The organism is Shewanella sp., assembly GCF_047975355.1.
Lineage (GTDB): Bacteria > Pseudomonadota > Gammaproteobacteria > Enterobacterales > Shewanellaceae > Shewanella.
This window is the reverse complement of the sequence record NZ_JBKEDJ010000092.1, coordinates 1-19,923: the sequence shown is the minus strand read 5'-3', so window position 1 is coordinate 19,923 and position 19,923 is coordinate 1. Positions and strand designations below refer to the sequence as shown.

Annotated in this window: 14 protein-coding genes and 1 pseudogene; 3 read left to right on the top strand and 12 right to left on the bottom strand. The window is 48.4% G+C overall.

Translation table 11 applies throughout. The features are described 5' to 3' along the window. Position 1: 1 nt before the first annotated feature. Positions 2-697, bottom strand: a complete 696-nt coding sequence (gene aqpZ / locus ACK5NH_RS19620; RefSeq protein WP_416922791.1) for an aquaporin Z — start codon at positions 695-697, stop codon at positions 2-4. Positions 698-1,386: 689 nt separating this feature from the next. Between aqpZ and ACK5NH_RS19615 the strand changes: the two genes are divergently transcribed. Further along, the gene (locus ACK5NH_RS19615) at positions 1,387-4,410 is read left to right on the top strand and encodes a TonB-dependent receptor domain-containing protein (RefSeq protein ID WP_416922789.1); all 3,024 of its coding nucleotides are present in this window, start codon (positions 1,387-1,389) and stop codon (positions 4,408-4,410) included. Between the two features lie 479 nt (positions 4,411-4,889). Here the strand turns inward: ACK5NH_RS19615 and ACK5NH_RS19610 are convergent, their stop codons facing one another. Further along, the gene (locus tag ACK5NH_RS19610; RefSeq protein WP_416922787.1) at positions 4,890-7,292 is read right to left on the bottom strand and encodes a S9 family peptidase; all 2,403 of its coding nucleotides are present in this window, start codon (positions 7,290-7,292) and stop codon (positions 4,890-4,892) included. A 310-nt stretch (positions 7,293-7,602) separates the two neighbouring features. Here ACK5NH_RS19610 and ACK5NH_RS19605 point away from each other — a divergent pair, with 310 nt between their 5' ends. Continuing rightward, entirely contained in the window at positions 7,603-9,753 is a 2,151-nt protein-coding gene (locus ACK5NH_RS19605) for a winged helix-turn-helix domain-containing protein (protein WP_416922785.1), read from the top strand. 13 nt (positions 9,754-9,766) lie between these two features. On the opposite strand, the gene ACK5NH_RS19600 is transcribed toward ACK5NH_RS19605, so the two are convergent. Together ACK5NH_RS19600 and ACK5NH_RS19595 are read right to left on the bottom strand one after the other, a co-directional pair. Next, complete coding sequence (locus ACK5NH_RS19600; RefSeq protein WP_416922783.1) at positions 9,767-10,876, bottom strand: anhydro-N-acetylmuramic acid kinase; 1,110 nt, start codon at positions 10,874-10,876, stop codon at positions 9,767-9,769. 19 nt (positions 10,877-10,895) lie between these two features. After that, entirely contained in the window at positions 10,896-12,296 is a 1,401-nt protein-coding gene (locus ACK5NH_RS19595; RefSeq protein WP_416922781.1) for a peptidoglycan DD-metalloendopeptidase family protein, read from the bottom strand. A 127-nt stretch (positions 12,297-12,423) separates the two neighbouring features. Between ACK5NH_RS19595 and tyrS the strand changes: the two genes are divergently transcribed. Next, complete coding sequence (gene tyrS, locus ACK5NH_RS19590) at positions 12,424-13,620, top strand: tyrosine--tRNA ligase (RefSeq protein WP_416922779.1); 1,197 nt, start codon at positions 12,424-12,426, stop codon at positions 13,618-13,620. Between the two features lie 157 nt (positions 13,621-13,777). Here the strand turns inward: tyrS and ACK5NH_RS19585 are convergent, their stop codons facing one another. From ACK5NH_RS19585 to gltB, 8 genes and pseudogenes are all read right to left on the bottom strand, one after another. Then, positions 13,778-14,206, bottom strand: coding sequence for a hypothetical protein (locus ACK5NH_RS19585; protein WP_416922777.1), 429 nt, complete (start codon positions 14,204-14,206; stop codon positions 13,778-13,780). 123 nt (positions 14,207-14,329) lie between these two features. Further along, positions 14,330-14,821: a nuclear transport factor 2 family protein gene (locus ACK5NH_RS19580; RefSeq protein WP_416922775.1), complete on the bottom strand. Its 492-nt coding sequence runs from the start codon at positions 14,819-14,821 to the stop codon at positions 14,330-14,332. 1 nt (position 14,822) lies between these two features. Beyond that, positions 14,823-15,449, bottom strand: coding sequence for a trimeric intracellular cation channel family protein (locus tag ACK5NH_RS19575; protein ID WP_416922773.1), 627 nt, complete (start codon positions 15,447-15,449; stop codon positions 14,823-14,825). Continuing rightward, on the bottom strand, positions 15,446-15,823 hold the full coding sequence (locus tag ACK5NH_RS19570) for a DUF2721 domain-containing protein (RefSeq protein WP_011623626.1): 378 nt from the start codon (positions 15,821-15,823) through the stop codon (positions 15,446-15,448). The genes ACK5NH_RS19575 and ACK5NH_RS19570 overlap by 4 nt, the downstream gene beginning before the upstream one ends. 55 nt (positions 15,824-15,878) lie before the next feature. After that, positions 15,879-16,868, bottom strand: a complete 990-nt coding sequence (locus ACK5NH_RS19565; RefSeq protein WP_416922771.1) for a cobalamin biosynthesis protein CobD/CbiB — start codon at positions 16,866-16,868, stop codon at positions 15,879-15,881. A 31-nt stretch (positions 16,869-16,899) separates the two neighbouring features. Then, positions 16,900-17,610 carry a 5'-methylthioadenosine/adenosylhomocysteine nucleosidase gene (locus ACK5NH_RS19560; RefSeq protein WP_416922769.1) on the bottom strand — a complete coding sequence of 237 codons (711 nt, stop codon included), beginning with the start codon at positions 17,608-17,610 and terminating at the stop codon, positions 16,900-16,902. 246 nt (positions 17,611-17,856) lie between these two features. Next, entirely contained in the window at positions 17,857-19,263 is a 1,407-nt protein-coding gene (locus ACK5NH_RS19555; RefSeq protein WP_416922768.1) for an FAD-dependent oxidoreductase, read from the bottom strand. Positions 19,264-19,269: 6 nt separating this feature from the next. Next, positions 19,270-19,923: pseudogene (gltB, locus tag ACK5NH_RS19550) on the bottom strand (glutamate synthase large subunit); the annotation flags it as partial.

Below are 19,923 nucleotides of genomic sequence, written 5' to 3'. Positions count from 1 at the left end.
ATTACTTGGCAGCGTTGAAGTAACGGTAAATAACACCCGCTAGAATTGCGCCAACAATGGGGGCAACCCAGAAAATCCACAATTGCGATACGGCCCAATCGCCAACAAATAGCGCGGGGCCTGTGCTGCGTGCTGGATTTACTGAGGTGTTTGACACGGGAATACTGATCAAGTGAATAAGGGTTAAACACAGACCAATCGCAATCGGCGCAAAGCCTTGAGGTGCCCGCTCGTCGGTCGCCCCTAAAATCACTAATAAGAAGAATAAGGTCATTACGATTTCGCAGATCAACACCGACATCATGCTGTAACCGCCGGGCGAATGTTCGCCAAAGCCGTTAGAGGCAAAGCCTGCCGCTAAACTAAAGCCTTCTTGCCCCGAAGCTATAGCGTACAACACGCCCGCGCCGACAATGCCGCCAGCGACTTGGGCAATGATATAAGGCAGTAATTCCGATGCAGGAAAACGTCCGCCAGCCCAGAGCCCAAAGGATACCGCAGGGTTTAAGTGGCAACCTGAGATATGACCAATTGCAAAAGCCATGGTCAGAACCGTTAAACCAAAGGCAAGTGACACCCCTAGTAGGCCAATACCTACCTCTGGAAAAGCTGCTGCAAGTACAGCACTGCCGCAACCGCCGAGAACCAGCCACAGAGTGCCCAAAAATTCTGCCGTCATTTTTTGTGACATATTCATTTATTGATTTCCTATTCTGTCGATTTATGCCGATACGCGCTTAGTGCTTATTGCATAAATCCTTGTTTACCTTGCTGGTTAAGTTGAGCTAGATAAATAACCATTCCCTTAATTGAAGTGTTACGCCCCCTGATTGTTCTGACCTATGTTGACCATCACAACTAGGGAGTTGTGTATTTACTGCTTAGTTAACAATCACTTTAGCTAGTTTGCATGACACAACTGTGATCAAGCATAGATGGGTTTTTATATTGTGCATTTTTGATCATCACTTATTGTGTCAATGAGCCGCATATTTTGGGGGGATTGGCCACTTTTGTTTGTTATTTACCTCGGTTGAATGGGTGGCAATCTGTCGATTTAGGGATTTTTTTGCCTTAGTTTCTTGTGTGTTTAGCCGTCGAATTATTCTCCTTTGATGATTTTAATTATATGAAAATAAAAGAATAGATATTTAATAGATATAAAACGGGGAAATAAACGAGGGGTATTTCGTTGCTGCTCTTTACTCGGCAAAGTAAAAGGGTTTGGTTGCTTAAATGTTAATTATGTGTTTGCCGTGTTGCTAACCATGGTTGAACCAAAGTCCTTGATGAAAAATCGCTAACTAAGGCATTTGGATTAATTCAAGTAACAGAGCCGAATAACAACAAAAATGGTTTGCGATGTCTAAAGTGAAGGTGGGAAGGATGAAGAAGAAATTATTGACCTTGGCAATTCAAGCTTCAATGTTTGGTATTGCTCCTTCGGTAGCATGGGCTGCCGATCCGATTGAAGTGAATGCGGTAAATGAGAGCGCCAATCGAATTGAAGTCGAGGTCGCGGATAAGCAAGAAGCGATAGAAAAAGTTACAGTCACAGGATCGCGTATTAAACGTGACAGCTTTTCCCTTAGCACTCCGCTGCAGGGCTTAGATGCGAAAGACATCGCCGATAGCGGTATCGGCTCATTGGCGGATATTTTAGTTGACCAAATTCCAGCGTTGGCAGAAGGGGTTAGCAGCACAAACAGTCAATCGAGTGTGCAAAATACCGGTCTTTCAACCATTGATTTACGCAACTTAGGTACTGACCGTACCTTGACCTTGATCGATGGTCGCCGCGTGGTATCAAACAGTTACAGTGGTAACTATGTCAGTTTAAGCACTATTCCTGCGGCTATGGTCGATAAGGTTGAAATCATCACTGGTGGTGCGTCGGCCGTCTATGGTTCGGATGCGATTGCCGGGGTGGTCAACATTATCACCCAGCAGAATAAGACGGGCTTTGAGATTAACGCCCGTGGCGGCGAAACCACCGAAGGTGGTGGTCGTGAAACAACGGTGGATATGGGCTATGGTGCTGATTTTAATGGCGATAAAGGCTATATTTTCGCTAGTGCCACCTATGATAAACAAGATGGCTTATTTGCCACCGACAGGGAGAGAGCCCTGTATGAATCAAGCTTTGCCTACGATGAAAAGCAAATGTGTAATGCCATGAACACGGTCGATGGCGATCAGTGTATGCGCGATATTACCCGAGATGATTGGCGTGAGCGCAGCAATGACATCGTCGGCGGTCGATTTAAGTCCAATTCTTGGTGGTACGATGGCACAGAGCTTAAGACCGACTTTAAAGAAGAGCGTGACGGTTATAACGGTTACACCACTGGTTTATTAAAAGTCCCTGAGGATACCTTAGCCGCAGCGGTTAAAATGAACTATGACCTCAGCGACGATGTGCGTGCCAATGTGCAAGTACAATTTAGCCGTAATACTGCGTTTCGTCGTACCGATGCCGAAGGCCAAGACTATAACGATGACGAGCTTTATATCGATCCTGCGACAGGCTTGCCCGGATCCATTGCCGCGGGGAGTATTTCGCCAAATAATCCTTACGTCCCAGCTGAAATTGCCGCAACGGCTGGAAAGAGCATTACTTGGGATCGCCGTTTCCAAGAAGTAGGGCCAGTTGAGAGCGATAACGAGCGCACAACTCTGCGTACATGGGCAGGATTACAAGGTAACTTATTTGAGACTTGGACCTGGGATGCCTCCTTGGGTTACGGTAAGTTTGAACAGCGTCAACGCCGTAGCAATGAGATCAGTATTCGTCGTCTAAAATATGCCCTCGATGCCGAATATGCTGCCGATGGCACTACTATCCAATGCGCCAGTGAAGAGGCCAGAGCCGAGGGCTGCGTCCCGGTGAATATCTTTGGTGAAGGCTCAATCAGCAAGGAAGGGGCAGACTATATCCGCGCCAATCCCTATATCAACACTGATATTACTCAATTCAATGCCCTAGGATTTATCTCCGGTGAATTGTTTGAATTACCCGCTGGTGGCGTGCAATCTGCCTTCGGGGTTGAATATCGCCGTGATACTCAAGCCGTCGATACCGATAAAGCGATGCGTGGTGATGCGATTACCTTTAACGACGTGCCGCCATTCGAAGGGGATATAACCGTATGGGAAACCTTTGGTGAAGCGAATCTTCCTTTGTTAAGGGATGAGGCTTTTGCAAATAGGCTCGACCTGGACTTGTCATTGCGTCTTGCGGATTACAGCCAGAAAAACATCGACTTAATGTCGAGCTATCGCGCGGGTATCTTGTGGGAACCTATTGCCAACTATGCCCTACGTGCTAACTACTCTCGCTCACAGCGTGCGCCGAATATTACAGAACTGATCTCTCCACCCCGAGGTGATTACGACAGTATTCGTGATATTTGTGATGGGGTAACAGCAACCTCAACTGGGGCTGGGCATGATAGTTGCCGCCAGGATCCTGGTATTGCAGCTGCAATTGCGTCTAACGGAGTCTTTGAGGATGAGGGCGGTTCTAAATATTCGCCTAACGCCGGTAACGAAAACCTCACCGAGGAAACCGCAGATACCTATACCTTAGGCTTTACCATGGCGCCAGCCTTCCTCGAAGGCTTAAATCTGGCAGTCGATTATTACGATATTAAAGTCGCCGATGCTATTGGTTCATTAAGCAACGAGGAAATTCTGGCCGAATGTTACAATTCGAGTAATCCTTACGGCGCCAACAATGAGTCCTGCCAGGTCATCAGCCGTGATACAGAAGGGCAAATCACTCAGGTTATTCAACAGGAGCAAAACCTGAATGACATCGTCACTCGCGGTGTTGATATCGCCATGGCCTATGAGTGGCAGTTAGATGGTTACGGTGAGCTCAGCTTAAACACTAATTGGACCCATGTGTTGGAATACAGCATAAGCTACTACGGTGCTGATGGCCTATTGGAAAACGATTACGTTGGTGAGCTTTCCAGCGGAATTTTTGAGGACAGAGGCACAATTTCATTGACCTGGAGTAACGATGATTGGCGTGTGCGTTGGAGCGCGAAGTATAAGAGTGCCATGGTCGATAGCCACGAGAGAGTCGAAGAGTGGAACGTGCTGAAAGCGGAAAACCAAGCCAAACTCGACGCTGGTGATGCCTCTGCTGTGGCCAATCCGGAAACGCCCGCATTCCTATTCTACAGCTCGTATATCACCCACGATTTGTCGGTGTCTTACACCATGGACGTGAGCCAGGCTGAATTACGTTTATACGGTGGTGTGCGCAATATTTTCGACAATCAGGGTCCTTGGGTGGCCGATACGGGGGATTTAGTCGAAACGGGTAATGGTAACTACAGCAGCGCCTATGGCGGTGGTGTGGGACGCTATGCCTACCTAGGTGCAGAGCTTAAGTTCTAATATCACTGAATTGATACTAATCACTTAAGTTTGCTCAACCGCATGTGGCTCCCTGCATGCGGTTTTTTTATTGCTAATAGCAAGGTTTAACCAAGAGGGGTCTGATGATACCAACGCCTTGGTTAGAGTCTTCAGGTGTGCCTAGTCCTTAAATAAGGGCTGGCAAGAATGATGTTAGCCCTTAGTGTTTACTCGGTTCGCAAGCTCTTAAAATAAGCAAAGTAGCGTTTTTAGCACTTGAAGCTAGTCAGTTATCTAAGGCCGTTAGCACACGGGAGGAATGAAAAAACAAAGTGAGAGGCACGGATTGAGTGTTTAAGTTAAAGGAAACCATTCCTCAGAATGCCCAATTAACACAGGGTCTTGGAATAGGTGATTGCAGTAAGTTGTTAGGCCATTGGTAGCTTGTTACGCCGCCAATGGCCTGATATGGGTTCTTGTGGAATGCTAAGCAATTAACATGCGCATTGGTTTGCAGATTAGTGGATTGGCAGATTTGCCTTTAAAAACTGGCTTTGTTCCCAGAGCAAGTGTTCTAGGGATTCCTTAGCCGCATAACTGTGTCCTTCAAAGGGCAGGACAACTAACCTTGCTTTACCGCCAAGCCCTTGCATAGCATCGAATAGTCGTTCTGATTGCAGCGGGAAAGTGCCTGAGTTTTGATCCATCTCACCGTGAATCAGCAGTAAAGGATATTTGATTTTATCGGCATAATTAAATGGCGACATTTGTTGGTATATATCATTAGCTTGCCAGTAATAACGCTCCTCATTTTGAAAGCCAAAGGGAGTTAGGCTGCGGTTGTAAGCACCGCTACGGGCGATACCCGCATAAAATAGATCCGTATGAGCGAGCAAATTCGCGACCATAAAGGCCCCGTAGGAATGACCACCCACGGCGATTTGTTTGCGATCGGCAATGCCTAAATCGACCAAAGTATCGACAGCTGCTTGGGCGTTCGCAACGAGTTGTTCGCGAAAGCTATCATTGGGCTCTTTATCCCCTTGGGCGATGATAGGCATAGAGACTTTATCAAACACCGCAAAGCCTTCGGCGACTAAGGGGATTGGGCCTCTAGGGTTGATGGTGGCATATTGATTGGCGCTAAAGCTAATTTGGCTTGCGACATCGGGATCGTTAAATTCCCGCGGATAAGCCCACATCAACACAGGTAAGGTACCTTGCGCCTTAGTGTAATTGGCGGGTAAGTAGAGTGTTCCCGACAATGGCACGCCATCGGCTCTTTTATAGGTGACAAGTTGCTTTTGCATGCCCCTATACGCACTCAGTCCATCGGTTTGTTCGTAGAGCAGGCTTTCCTTCGTGCCATTGATTAAGACGAGACTCGGTGGTTCCGTTGCGCTTTCACGGTTAATAATTAATTGTAATGGCTCAAGATTAAGCACATAGCGCACAGATTCTAATTGGTGGGTTGCGGACCGCCATAATAGTGACGATTCGCCCGTTAGTAATGAAGTGTGCTTTAAGAAAGGCTTATCCCCTTGTGGCGACGCACCTTGGCCGTAGTGGAGTAGCCCTGTGGTTTGCGCTTGTTGCAGGCGAACCACTTGCCCTTTACCTTGAGAATATAGTCTTGGGAATGAACCAAGCTCTTGATATTTATCGCGCAGATTGCGCTCGTTCAAGGTATGTAGCAAACTTTCCCCAAGGTGTGCGTCTAGGCTGCTGAGTCGCAGTAGCTGTGCTTTGCTGTTGCGCTGGGTCACTAAGGCGATGTTATTTTCCGCCCAGTCGATATCGATGATCCGCCACGGGGTTTTGGCGATCAGTTTGGCTTTTTGGGTAAAGGGCGCATCGAGCAGCCATAGGCTATCCCGTAGCGGCGCATCTTGTTGGATATCGCCCTGATCTAAGGCTTCGGTAAACGCTAAGATTGCTCCTTGCCCTTGAACCCAATGATACATACGCGGGCCGGGCAAAACTGAGTCTCTTCCTTGTGGCTTAGATTCACCACTTTGGCTCTGGTGTAACTGAGTAATCAGTTGGCCGTTGAGGTTGTAGATCTCTGTTAAGGTTGGAAAGTCATAATACTTAACTTGAGTAGAGAAGGGCGTGGTGAGCTGACTCGTGAGGATATACTGACCATCGGGCGACACCGAGAATGCCTTAATAATGCTCGGTGTGGCGATGTTTGTCAGCTTGCCATCTAAATCCACTAGGGCCAATTGACTGGTGGTCAGTTGGCTAAAGCGTTGTTTATCCACAGCGGTTTTTAGTAAGTCTTGATAAGTGCGTTGTGGACTTTGTTTACCTGATGTTTCCTTGGTTTTAGGTGCGTAAACGGCTGGTGCCATAGTTGTTTTGGCATTTGATGCTATCACAAAGCGAGCAAGCAGGCTGCTATTGTTAGCCCATTGATAGTCAAGGCCAATCGTGCCATTTAATCTGTTGTCAGACAGGCGCCTATGCTGACTTTGAGCAATGTCGTAAACATACAAGTAACCCCCTTCTGGCGTGAGGCTCACATAGGATAGATAGCGGCTATCGGGGGAAAACTGCAGCTCAGTAATATCATGGCCACCGGGCAAACTAATGTTTCGCTGCTGATTGTTTTGAATATTAATTAACCTGAGTTGGTGGTAGCGTTGGGTAATTCGGCTGGGTAAATATTGCTCTGCTGCGATACGTAACCCTGCGAGTTTCTGCTCAGGCATGGCCAGCATGGTAATACTGGGAGCTGAAATAGGGCTGAGCAATGCCAGCCATTGGTGATCGTTTGAAAGCTGGGTCGTGAGGCTGGTACTGTGGTTAATGGTTTGCAGCAATGCAGGGGAAGGTTTTTGGTAGTCCTGTGCTAAGGTCTGTGGAGTAAAAGTCGGACATAACATCATCCCGATGCAGATCAAGGCTAAACGAAGCATATTTGGGTCCCTAATGAAGTGAATCACTCCCGCACCGATCATTCGCAACAGGAGTAAGGCGTTGACGCTTATGTTGTTATTGGTCATGCAGTTGTAAGCAATTTGTTGCTTTATCACAATCCGCCTAGGCTCGATTCTAGATTGTTTAAATCTCTTTTTTAGATTTTATACAAGCTAATGTTCTGAATTTTATATAGTTAGTTTAAGTCATTCGTTTGCTAACTGGGTTAAGTCTTAGGTAGTATCTAACTAAATGATGTACTCATTACCCTAACCATAAAAAGATCAATAACTCAGGTGTGAGAAAAAAATGAAGGATAAGAGTAAGTTGAGTTTTTGCTTAGGAGGCTGTCGCATTGACCCTTCCGATAACTCAATTTCATTTCAAACGCAGGGAGATGATACGTCCCAACCTGAAGCCGCTAAGGTGTCACTTCAACCTAAGTTCATTGAAGTGCTTAGCTATCTAGCCCTGCGCCATCCTCATGTAGTGACCCGAGATGAGTTGATTGAAAAAGTTTGGGAGGGCAATGCCTACGTAGGTACTAAGGCCCTCACGAACGCGATTTGGCATTTACGGCAGCAATTATCGCCCCTCGAACAGGATGGCGGCGTGATTGAAACCGTGCGTAAGGCTGGATATCGCCTGTTATTGTCCCCTGTCTATGACATTTCTGATGATACCGATGACGATAAACTGCAAACCACCGAGGCTAAGTTGCAGCATACGACGCAACGACTGCATTTGCTCGCGATACTCATGGGGGCGATCATCTTAGTTGCAGGTCTATTTATTGGCGTGCATCTGCACCAAGATCAACAGCGAATGACGGAGACTCAAATAACAGTGCTGACCCGTGATCCTGGCTCAGAGCGTTATCCTAGGTTATCCCACGATAGACGTTGGTTAGTGTATGGCGCGAGTCGTCCCGGAGTGACTTCTAGTTTGTATCTTAAAGATTTTAAACGTGAAGATATTCCCGCCCGTCAATTAACCCCTTTAACTTCTGAAGAGCTGCGAGCCGTGTGGAGTTTAGACGATACTAAGTTGTTTTTTGCCTCCCGCATCCATGGTACTGGGGAGTGCCATATCACTCAGTTGATCCTTGCGACCAATCAAACCCTCGCCTTAGCGCCCTGCAGTAGCGATATGGCGGCAATCGATATTTCTCACGACGGCCAATATCTTGCCTATGTCTCCTCCCACGAGGAGGGCAAGGAGGGGGGCATCTACCGTTTGTCTTTGATACACCCCGACGCCAAGGCGGAAAGATTATCCTGCGAAACTCAATGTAATTATGAGGATCGGGATTTAGCCTTCAGTCCTGATGGTCGTTGGCTCGCAATCGCAAGGCGCTTTAGTAATATCTCGGAAGATATTTTTATTCGGGATTTAGGTAGTGCCAATGAAAAACGCTTAACCCATGGGCTAGAAGATATTCGTGGCTTAAGCTGGACGCCTGATAGTCAGTCGCTGGTGTTTGCAACGGAAGACTCAGGCACTCGCAATGGTTTTATTATCGATATTGAAACCACGCATATTCGGCCACTCGATGTGGAGGGAATGAGCTATCCCAGCAGCGTATCAGAGGACGGTGAGCTGGTTTATCACCAGTATCGTCGTCAATTCCAGATGGCGTATTTTTCCCTTGGGGAGTCCGTACCGGGCAGTTTGTTTCCGCTGCTGTATTCTAGCATTAGCCATCGCAATCCCGATTATTCTCCCGAGGCTAAACGGATAGTATTTGTCTCTAGTGAGACTGGCTATAACGAGATTTGGACGTCCGATATAAACGGCAAAAAACTTGAGCAACATACTCATCTTAAGTCGCGCGTAGCTTACCCGCGTTGGTCTCCCGATGGCTCTAAAATCGCTTTTATCGCCCCCGATGATCGTAATGAAGGTAATCGAATTTTTATTTTAGATTTAGCCAATAAGAACATTACTGCCTTAGCCTCGAGTTACCACAATCATGGTCGCCCCAGTTGGAATTGGCAGGGCACTGCGGTATTTGCATCGACCAGCGATGGCATCACAGAGTTCCATTTGGACAATAGTGCGCCTAAGGTGATTAGCCCTCTGAGTATGGCGGTGGGCTTTGCAAAATCGGCTAACGAATTTGTATTTAGTCGCTACGGAAGGAATGGACTCTGGCAGATTGATCTGACACAGCCTGAGCAGGTTAGAGAGTTAATCCCAAGCAAAGTATTCCGCGCCGGCAATAACTGGGTGCTTACGGCAAACGGGGTGTATTTTAAATCGAGTAATGGGAACGAGCAGCGGCTGAATTTTTGGGAGGCGAGCAGTCAACAACTGACCTCACTCCTAAGAGTACCCCGTTCTAGCTTAAGCGGTTTTGGCTCCATGACGTATATCCCGGAGTCAAACCGCTTAGTGATGACGCTCGATGGCTTCCCGCAGCGGGATATTATCTTGCTTAAGCACAAGTTGCTTAAATAACTAGTGGTTTAAACTACTTAGCGCTAAAACGTCCACCCAATACGGCTTCGCGGGAGGCGCCCGTTACTGCGGGTAGGTTGGCGGGCAAGCCTAAATTGTAGCGCATCGCCAGCCACGCAAAGGCGATGCCTTCGGCCCATTTAGGATCGACGCCCAGCGCTGAGGTGGTATCGATGTGATAATCGGGCAGCAGCGCCGCTAAACGTTGCATCAGCTCTGTATTAAAAGCGCCACCGCCGCAGACAAATAATTCTCCCGCTGGGGCGAGTTTAAGGATGTCGCGGGCAATGCTGTGACAGCTTAAATCCAACAGCGTCGATTGAATATCTTCTTCATCCAATTGATTAAATGGCGATAATTGTTGTTCCAACCAAGCCTGATTAAACAATTCGCGCCCCGTGCTCTTAGGATAAGCGAGAGAGAAATAAGGGTGCGACAGCAATTGCGCTAGTAGTTGTTGATCGGTTTTACCTGAGGCAGCCCAAGCGCCGTCTTTGTCATAGGGCTCGTTTTTCACTTGTTGGATCCACGCATCGATTAAAGTATTGCCTGGGCCTGTATCGAAACCTAAAACCTCTTCACGATTCCCTGTCAGATAGGTGATATTGGCAATACCGCCAATATTGAGGATCACGCGCTTTTTGCCAACTTGGGCAAAGGTCTGCTGGTGGAAGGCGGGCACTAACGGCGCGCCTTGGCCACCTAAGGCAATGTCTTTACGACGGAAATCGGCAATCACATCTATGCCCGTCTCGGTTGCTATGGTGTTAGGATCGCCAATCTGCAGGGTAAAACCCACTTCAAGGTTAGGCATGTGGCGCACAGTCTGGCCATGACTGCCAATGGCAATAATCTCTTCTTTCCTAATATTGGTGTTGGCGAGCAGGTTATTGACCGCAAGGGCAAAGAGTTTACCGACACTGCGGTCTAGGCGGCCGAGGCGGTTGATCTCATCATTACCTGGCAGGCATAGGCGTTGTAATCCCTTAAGCAAATGACTCGGGATCGCCTCAGTATGCGTCGCGATAAGCTGCGGCTGCTCGCCCGCGAAGTCGACTAGCACAGCATCGACACCGTCCATGCTGGTGCCGGACATCAGTCCAATATAATAAGCCTTGTTCATTGAGGGGATCCTTCCGTCGTTATTGCATCGCCAATTGCGTTTGCTTGTTCTGTGAAATGCTCGCCATTAATTGTTTGCTGAGTGCATCGAATTGGGTCTTTTCTTTACGTGCAATCGATTCGGCCTTAGGTAAGTCAACCGTTCTTGGATTGCGGTGCACCCCATTGACGATAAATTCATAGTGTAGATGGGCACCGGTGACGCGCCCAGTCTTGCCTAATGTGCCTATGATTTGTCCTTGTTTAACGCTGGCCCCTTTACTGACGTTGCGTTTGGTCAAATGTAAATACTTAGTCGTATAGGTATTGTTGTGCTTAATGAACACATAGTTACCATTGAATTGATTGTAGCCGGATTCGATGACTCGGCCATTGCCCGCCGCCTTAATGGGGGTACCAATTGCGGCAACATAGTCTACGCCACGGTGGGCCTTAACTTGGCCTGTTACTGGATGCAGGCGCTTAGGATTGAAGTTGGAGCTGACGTATTTAAAGTCAACGGGTGAGCGCAGGAAGGCTTTGCGCATGCTAGTGCCGTTTTCGGAGTAGTAGTTGCCGTCGGTGTAGCGAATCGCGGTGTAGCGCTCATCTTGGTTGATAAACTCGGCGGCGAGGATATTGCCGTTACGTAAAAACTCGCCTTCGGCATATTCCTGCTCATAGATAATCGCGAAGCTGTCACCTTCACGCAAATCCAAGGCAAAGTCGATGTCCCAGCCAAACACGGTCGAGAGCTGCATGATTTGGTTAGCGTTTAAGCCAGCATCGACGGCGGCGTTCCAGAAGTTACTCTTGATTTTCGCGCTGGTGAATTGGCTGCGGATTTCAATGTCTTTTTCGGAAATTTTCTCGGAATACTTATCCTGATCCTTAGTGATCACTAAGGTCGATACCGCATCGACACGGTAGCGCACTTCGGTTAAATCGCCATTGGCATCTTTTGAAATCACAATTTCTTCGCCGGGGATGATTTTTAATAGATTCTGTTTAGCGAGTGGCAACTGAGTGATTTCGTAAACATCTTTGCTGGTAAGCCCTGCGCGCTCAAATACCGCGGCTAAGGTGTCGCCATTTTTCACATTAAAATGTTCAACGTCCCTATGGTGGGCACTCTCTAAGGTTTCGGTGGCGGGCGTATTGCCAGCGGCTAATGCCTCGGTCGAAGATAAAGGTGTAGCGATAGTAGATGCATCTTGAGATTGGCCTTCTGCCCCTTCTGGACGCTCTGGTGAGCGAAAGGCTAAGGGGACATCGTAACGGGTATTGACTTGAGCTTGGTCTGCGACACCTTGAGTTTGTCTTGAAGCTTGCGCTTCTTCAGAAGGAAAGAGCAGGGTTATCGTAGTGATAACAGAAAGAATGCTGAGGAGAATTTGGTGCTTTTTAGGCAGCAATTTAAATAACGTTATAACCTTTCCCATGTGACGCCGATACCGATTACCTAAGGCTTGAATAATCCCGTTAGTGTACACACTTTCAATTGTGGTGGCTAACAAGTAACATAAGTCTCCTCATTTTATGATCATGGCCTTAGGAGTCCCCGCCGAGATGGCTGATTTAGACCAAGTATTAGCAGAAATTAGACGTGGTACCGATGAGATCCTACTCGAATCGGATCTGCTGGAAAAACTCAAAGAAGGACGTCCACTTCGTATCAAGTTAGGCGCTGATCCTACCGCACCGGATATCCATCTTGGACACACAGTAATTTTAAATAAATTAAGATTATTCCAAGAGTTAGGTCATGAAGTCATTTTCTTAATTGGTGACTTTACCGGTATGGTGGGTGATCCAAGTGGTAAAAACAGCACTCGTCCGCCACTCACCCGTGAGCAAGTATTAGCCAACGCCGAGACCTATAAAGAGCAGGTCTATAAAATTCTTGATCCTGCAAAAACCCGTATCGAGTTTAACTCGAGCTGGTTAGAGCCATTAGGCGCAGCGGGGATGATCCGTTTAGCGTCGCAGCAAACCGTTGCTCGTATGATGGAACGTGACGACTTTAAGAAGCGTTATGCTTCGGGTCAGTCGATCGCTATCCACGAATTTATGTATCCGCTGCTGCAGGGCTATGACTCAGTTGCCCTGAAGGCTGACGTCGAATTAGGCGGAACTGATCAGAAGTTCAACCTGTTGATGGGCCGCGAGTTACAAAAAGCTGAAGGCCAAAAACCACAAGCTGTGATTATGATGCCACTGCTTGAAGGTTTAGACGGCGTGAAGAAAATGTCTAAATCGGCGCACAACTACATTGGTGTGAGTGAGCCCGCCAATGAAATGTTTGGCAAGATCATGTCGATTTCTGACGAGCTAATGTGGCGCTACTTTGAGTTGCTGTCATTCCGCCCTCTGGCTGAGATTGAGCAATTCAAACAAGATGTGGCCAACGGCGCTAACCCTCGTGATACCAAGATTACCTTGGCGAAGGAAATCATCGCGCGCTTCCACGACGAAGCGGCGGCCGAGAGTGCCCATCAAGCCTTTATCGACCGTTTCCAAAAGGGCGCTATCCCAGATGATATCCCAGAGGTTGAATTAGCGGCGGGTGAAGGCCTAGCGATTGCTAACTTACTTAAGGATGCCGACTTAGTGGGTTCGACTTCCGATGCGATGCGTATGATTAAGCAAGGCGCAGTGAAGATGGACGGCGAAAAGGTTGACGATAGCCGTATGACGTTAAGCGCTGGCACGGTTGCCGTATTCCAAGTCGGTAAGCGTAAGTTTGCGAAAGTGACTCTGGTTTAAGCCGAATCGGATGTAACCATTTTAGTGCCGCTTGTGAGTGCCTATGACGGTTAATAAGTGTTTACCAAGCAAATAAAAAGAGCGCCTAAGGGCGCTCTTTTTATATCTGCATTTTATCTTATCAATCGTTTAAGGTTTTGTATTAAAGGTACAGTGTTTATGGCGCTGTGCTGGCCTCGTGCTCGCCAATACTGCACCTGTCGGTACCAAAATGTTGGGCATCACGACACTTCCACGCGAGTTGGGCGGAATCCACTTGCCAGCGCTGGGCACTCTTCTTAAGGGACATAATTAACAGCATTTGTGGATGCTGCTGCAACAACTCACTCATTTGATAGGTAAAGACCCCGTCTTTGGTGGGCTGAGTGCGGACAAGGGTAAACTTTTTCCCCGCATATTGGCTGCTGATGGCGGTGGGATCTTCGCTCCAGGCTTGATGTTGCTCCTGGGCGACTCGCAACTGCTGATTGAAATGGCTTACGGGTTGCACCGCATAGGAAACGATAATTGGCTGCTGCGCTTGTGCGTGGGGCGCGAGCATAAGACCATTCAGGGCGAGTAGGGCAATCAGTCCAAATAACGTCATACAAACCTCATTGAAACGAAACGACCCGTGGGGCATTAGATGCCGTGACTTGGTCGTATTGACTCATTGCTGGTTTCGACTCGTTTTTAGCGCTCAAGTTTCAATCTAAGCTGAATTTTGTGACTACTGCATCGCTAATTGGTCTGACATGGTTTGGTAATCGATCAGATCCACATGTTCTGTGACCCTGTGATTACGCATATCGAGCTTAAGACTGGTGACCCCAGGAATGGCGACATCAATAATTTTTCCGGGTTTACCAAACTGCTCGCCGGGTCCCTTAAAGTGATAGTTACCAATCATCACCACCAGAGAGCCAGCGTTATACATATGCTCGATATTGAAATCATATTCGAGCACACCTTCGTGGGCGCGCTCGAGGAAGTCGATAATAAATCGCCCACCTGTGTATTTACGATTGGCGGTCTTATCGAAGAAGACGGTATCACGGTTATAGAATTTGCCGAGTGTTTGATAGTCGTGCTCGGTTAGCGCATTCATATATTTTACGGCTAACTGCTGTTCTTCTGGCATTTGCCCTGAGTTAGCGTGTACAGACGCAGGAAACAAGGCCGGAACCCAAATAAGACAGACTAAAAGACACAATATTCGCAAACTATTCCCTCTTGGTTTTGAGATCAAAGGCGGGTAACGACAAATGCCATTTGATGGCGCATAAACGAATTATTAGGGCACTGGCCATAGCTAAAAACAGCGCCGTTTTTTCGCCCATACCGAAGGCCAAGCTTACGGTATAACCTATGCCGCCAACAATCGACGCCGTGGCATAGATTTCTGTGCGTAACACCATAGGGATTTGTCTGCACAGTAAGTCTCGAATAATGCCTCCTCCTACGCCCGTGATCAAGCCCATCACGACGGCAATCATGCCACTCAATCCCATATTGAGGGCTTTTTCAGCACCAATCACAGTGAACAGGGCCAAACCTAAGGCGTCGGCGACCGGTAGCGCATATTGCGGCATCTTGCGGGGACGGCGCACTAACAGCAAACAAGCTAGGACTGTGGCGAGTATGACAATGATGTAGTTAGGGTCGCGGATCCAAAACACGGGCGTCGCGCCAATCAGTGCATCGCGAATACTGCCACCGCCGACCGCCGTGACCGATGCCAGTACGATGACGCCAAAGGGATCCATACGATGACGCCCAGCGGCTAAGGCGCCAGAGAGTGCAAATACCGCCGTGCCACATAAATCGAAGAAGTAAATCCAGTGATTCATTTACTCATCTCTTTGATGTGAATGTTCAGCGCGTCCACAGAGATACGAATTTCTATCACAGATAAAATCAGTGAATAGAGCAGCAGTAATAAGCTGGCACCGAAGATAACTGAGCCAGTCTTATTAAAACCGATATAAATAAAAATCATACAGAGCACACACAGGGCAAAGCTGGATACGCCGGCCTCCTGCATACGGCGAATAATCCGGATCCGTTGGCTTAAGTTTTTAATCTGATCCTTATGCACGGGTTTATCGCCATTACTCAACTGACGGATAAGTGCCGCCAATGCAAAGAAGCGGTTGGTATACGCGAGTAATAGCAGTGAGATTGCCGGAAATAGCAGGGCGGGAGTTGTTAATGAAACATGCATGTTTTCGAACAAGATAGTCAGCCTTTAACCCAATGTTAAGATTAAAGGCATCATATCACAGGGTTTGTAGCCAGCGTAAACCCGCCCAAATGATGGGGATTAAGGTAATAAAACTAAACCAGATAGCGCAGGCGCGTGAGGTCAGTTTTACGGCGGTGGGAATCACTTCTTGGTGCGGCTGTGGCCCATAGATAATCTTAGCCACATCAATGCGTTGACCCGAAAACTTCTGCGGTCCACCTAATTCAATGCGTAAAATATTTGCCACTAAGGACACACTCATCACATAACCCCGAAGCGCGGGATGATTTTTAGAGGTGCGAAACAGCAATGCCAAGGCTTTAGGACCGCCCTGAATCGCAATCGATAGGCTCCATAACCAAGCGGGGATAGCCAGTAGCGCCGTTGAGATAATGTGCGCTGTACTGCAAAAATGCTGGTACTTAGGTTGAATGGGCGGCCAACTGAGTTCGAGCTGTTTAATCATTCTAACCGCCAACACCATAGGGGCGCCAGCGATCGCAAAGAAGAAGATGGTCGATGCTGTGCCGTAAATTGGCGCGGTAGCGAGTTTTTCTATCGTGGCTTTGGTTATGCCGACTTCCGACAGATTATCCGTATCACGGACAATCCACGGCTGTAACAGTTTTTTTGCGCTGGCATTATCCTCGCGCTTTAATGCTTTAGCGATTTCGTCGGCGACTTGGCTAAAGCCTGCATCCGTCAGACATAGATACAGGACTAAAAACTCAAAGAACCAAGGGAAGGCGGCAAGTTCGAGCAAGAAAGTGATAATCGCCCAAAAGGGAAACACCAGCAGCAACATGGCTAAAAAACCCGCGGTTGCTTGTTGGCTGGGTGCGCGCTCAGAGCGATTTACTTTGGCGGCGAGCTGTTTGGCTAAGTGACTAAACCAAATCAGTGGCTGCATTTCCCTCGGCAATGGCGCTAAACGCGCCAGCAGTAAAGCAAAGAAAAGTACCAAGAAGCCTTCAAACAAAGCGCCATCAATTTCGACAAGTTGTTGATAAAAAGAGCTGTGCATCAGGTACTTTCCACGATCATGCTTTAGTCAATTACTTTACTGAATTTGGATCTAATTGCTCAAGCAGTAACATTACCATCAGTGCCGAATGATAACCTGCCTTCACAATGTAAGAATCAAAGTCGACGGGAGAGTCGTTATTGGCGTTGTCAGAGAGTGAACGAATCACCACGAACGGTACGCCAAACTGGTGACACACTTGAGCAATTGCCGCACCTTCCATTTCACAGGCTGCCATTGTTGGGAAGTGTTCCAACATGGTCTTAGTGCGTACTGGATCGCAAATAAAGCTATCGCCAGTACAGATTAAGCCTTCAATGGCTTTCACTTCGCCTAATTGTGTGATGGCTTTATTGGCCGCTTCCACTAAGTATGGCGCCGGAATAAACGCCGCAGGTTGCTGCGCCATTTGGCCAATTTCGTAACCAAATGCGGTGACATCCACATCGTGGTGGCGCACTTCGGAAGAAATCACGATATCGCCAATCGACAGTGAATCGACAAAACCACCCGCAGAACCTGTGTTGATTACTGCATCGGGGGCGTATTTCTCAATCAGCAGTGTGGTGGCAATACTGGCGGCGACTTTACCAATACCAGAGCGCGTCACTACAACGTCTTTGCCCGCTAAGGTGCCGGCGATAAATTCAATACCTGCAATCGTTTGCGAAGAGGTGTTTGTCATAGCCGCAATAAGATGGGCAACTTCTGGCTCCATTGCGCCAATAATACCAATTTTCATGGGAGACCCTTTTGATTCAACTGAATGTGTGATGCCACTAAAGCGTGGGATAACAGAATGGCGGCTAATATACCACAGTTATGCTTTGGCGTTATTGTGGGATTGCGATTGCTTGATGGGGATAGTGTTAAACGGGATATGGGTAAAAAAATGCGCACCCTAAGGTGCGCCAAAATTCACAAGCAAATGGTGGACTCGTGGGTACGAGTCCGAGACTCACTGGTACAGCGGTACAACAAAAAACAATTAATCTAAGTAGTTAAGAATACCTTGCGCCGCATCACGTCCTTCGGCAATAGCGGTCACAACCAGATCCGAGCCACGGACCATATCGCCGCCAGCAAATACCTTTGGATTGGTGGTTTGGAATGGGTTATCGGCCTGTTTACTGGCTTTTACTCGGCCCCATTGGTCGAGTTCAATGCCGTAATCGGCAAACCAAGGCGCAGGGCTAGGTTGGAAACCGAAGGCGATAATTACCGCATCGGCGTCGAGTAACTGCTCGCTGCCTTCAATTGCTTCGGCACGTTGACGGCCACTCGCATCGGCTTTACCCATTTGGGTTTCAACGCATTCCACACCCACCACTTTACCGTCCTGGGTTTTAATCGCCACGGGTTGACGGTTAAATAGGAAGTTCACTCCCTCTTCACGGGCGTTTTGCACTTCGCGGCGTGAACCTGGCATGTTGGCTTCATCGCGGCGATAGGCACAAATCACACTGCTGGCTCCTTGGCGAACTGCGGTGCGAACACAGTCCATAGCCGTATCACCGCCACCTAATACCACCACGCGCTTACCAGCAAGGTTGAGGTAAGGGGTGTCGGGGTTGCTGCTGCCCATCAGGTGATGGGTATTGCCAATCAAGTAGGGCAGGGCTTGGTACACGCCTTGGGCATCTTCGCCCTCAAGGCCCGCTTTCATGGCGGTGTAGGTCCCCATGCCGAGGAAGACGGCATCGTACTCCTCAAGCAGTTGGTTAAAAGCGACGTCTTTACCCACAGTTACGCCCAGTTTGAACTCTATGCCCATGCCTTCTAACACAGTCCGGCGAGTCGCCATCACGGTTTTATCCAGCTTAAAGGAGGGAATGCCGTAGGTCAGCAGGCCACCAATCTGGGGATACTTATCAAACACCACAGCCTTAACCCCATTACGGGCAAGAATATCGGCGCAGCCTAAACCTGCAGGGCCAGCGCCCACAATCGCGACCTTTTCCTTGCGTGGCGTGACCTTACTCATATCTGGACGCCAGCCTTGGGCGATGGCGGTATCGGTAATGTATTTCTCCACATTACCGATAGTCACGGCGCCAAAGTCGGCGTTTAGGGTACAAGCCCCTTCACAGAGTCTGTCCTGTGGACAGACGCGGCCGCAGATCTCGGGCAGGGTATTGGTCTCATGGACTAAGTCCGCCGCCTCCATGATCCGGCCCTGTTGCGCCAGTTTCAGCCAGTTGGGAATATAGTTGTGCAGCGGGCATTTCCACTCACAATAAGGGTTGCCGCAATCGAGGCAACGGTCCGCCTGTTCAGTCACCTGAGCTTGAGCAAAGGGCTGATAAATCTCAATAAACTGAGTCGAACGCTTTGCTGCAGGGTGTTTAGTTGGGTCTTTACGACCCACTTCAATAAATTGAAAATCGTTACTCATCTGCTATTACCCCGCTTTAACTGCTAGTTCCGGGCTCGATTGCTCTAATTTGAGCAGATCTGCAACGGCGATATTTTTCGGTTTCACTAAAACAAAGCAATCTAACCAGTTGGCAAAGTCGCTTAAGATCATCTTCGCGTGCTCACTGCCGGTCTCGGCCACATGCTCTTCAATCAAGCCTTTCAAATGCTGTTGATGAATAGGCGACTCGAGTTTTTGGGTATCGACAAGCTCGTTATTCACGCGGCGGTTAAAGCGGCCAAATTGGTCGAACACATAGGCGAAGCCGCCCGTCATCCCTGCGCCGAAGTTCACCCCGGTTTTGCCGAGCACAACTACAATGCCGCTGGTCATGTATTCACAGCCGTTATCGCCTAAGCCTTCAACTACGGCAATGGCGCCCGAGTTACGTACCGCGAAGCGTTCACCCGCTTGACCCGCTGCGAAGAAGCGTCCGCCAGTCGCGCCATACAGACAAGTGTTCCCGACACTCGCGCTGCGCTCGCTCTGGAATGGACTCCCTAGCGCTGGATAACTCACAATCTTGCCGCCTGACATGCCTTTACCGACGTAGGCGATGGCATCACCGCAGAGCTTGCGTTCAAGGCCTGGGCTATTCCATACCCCAAAGCATTGGCCGCCACTGCCATTAAAGCTGAG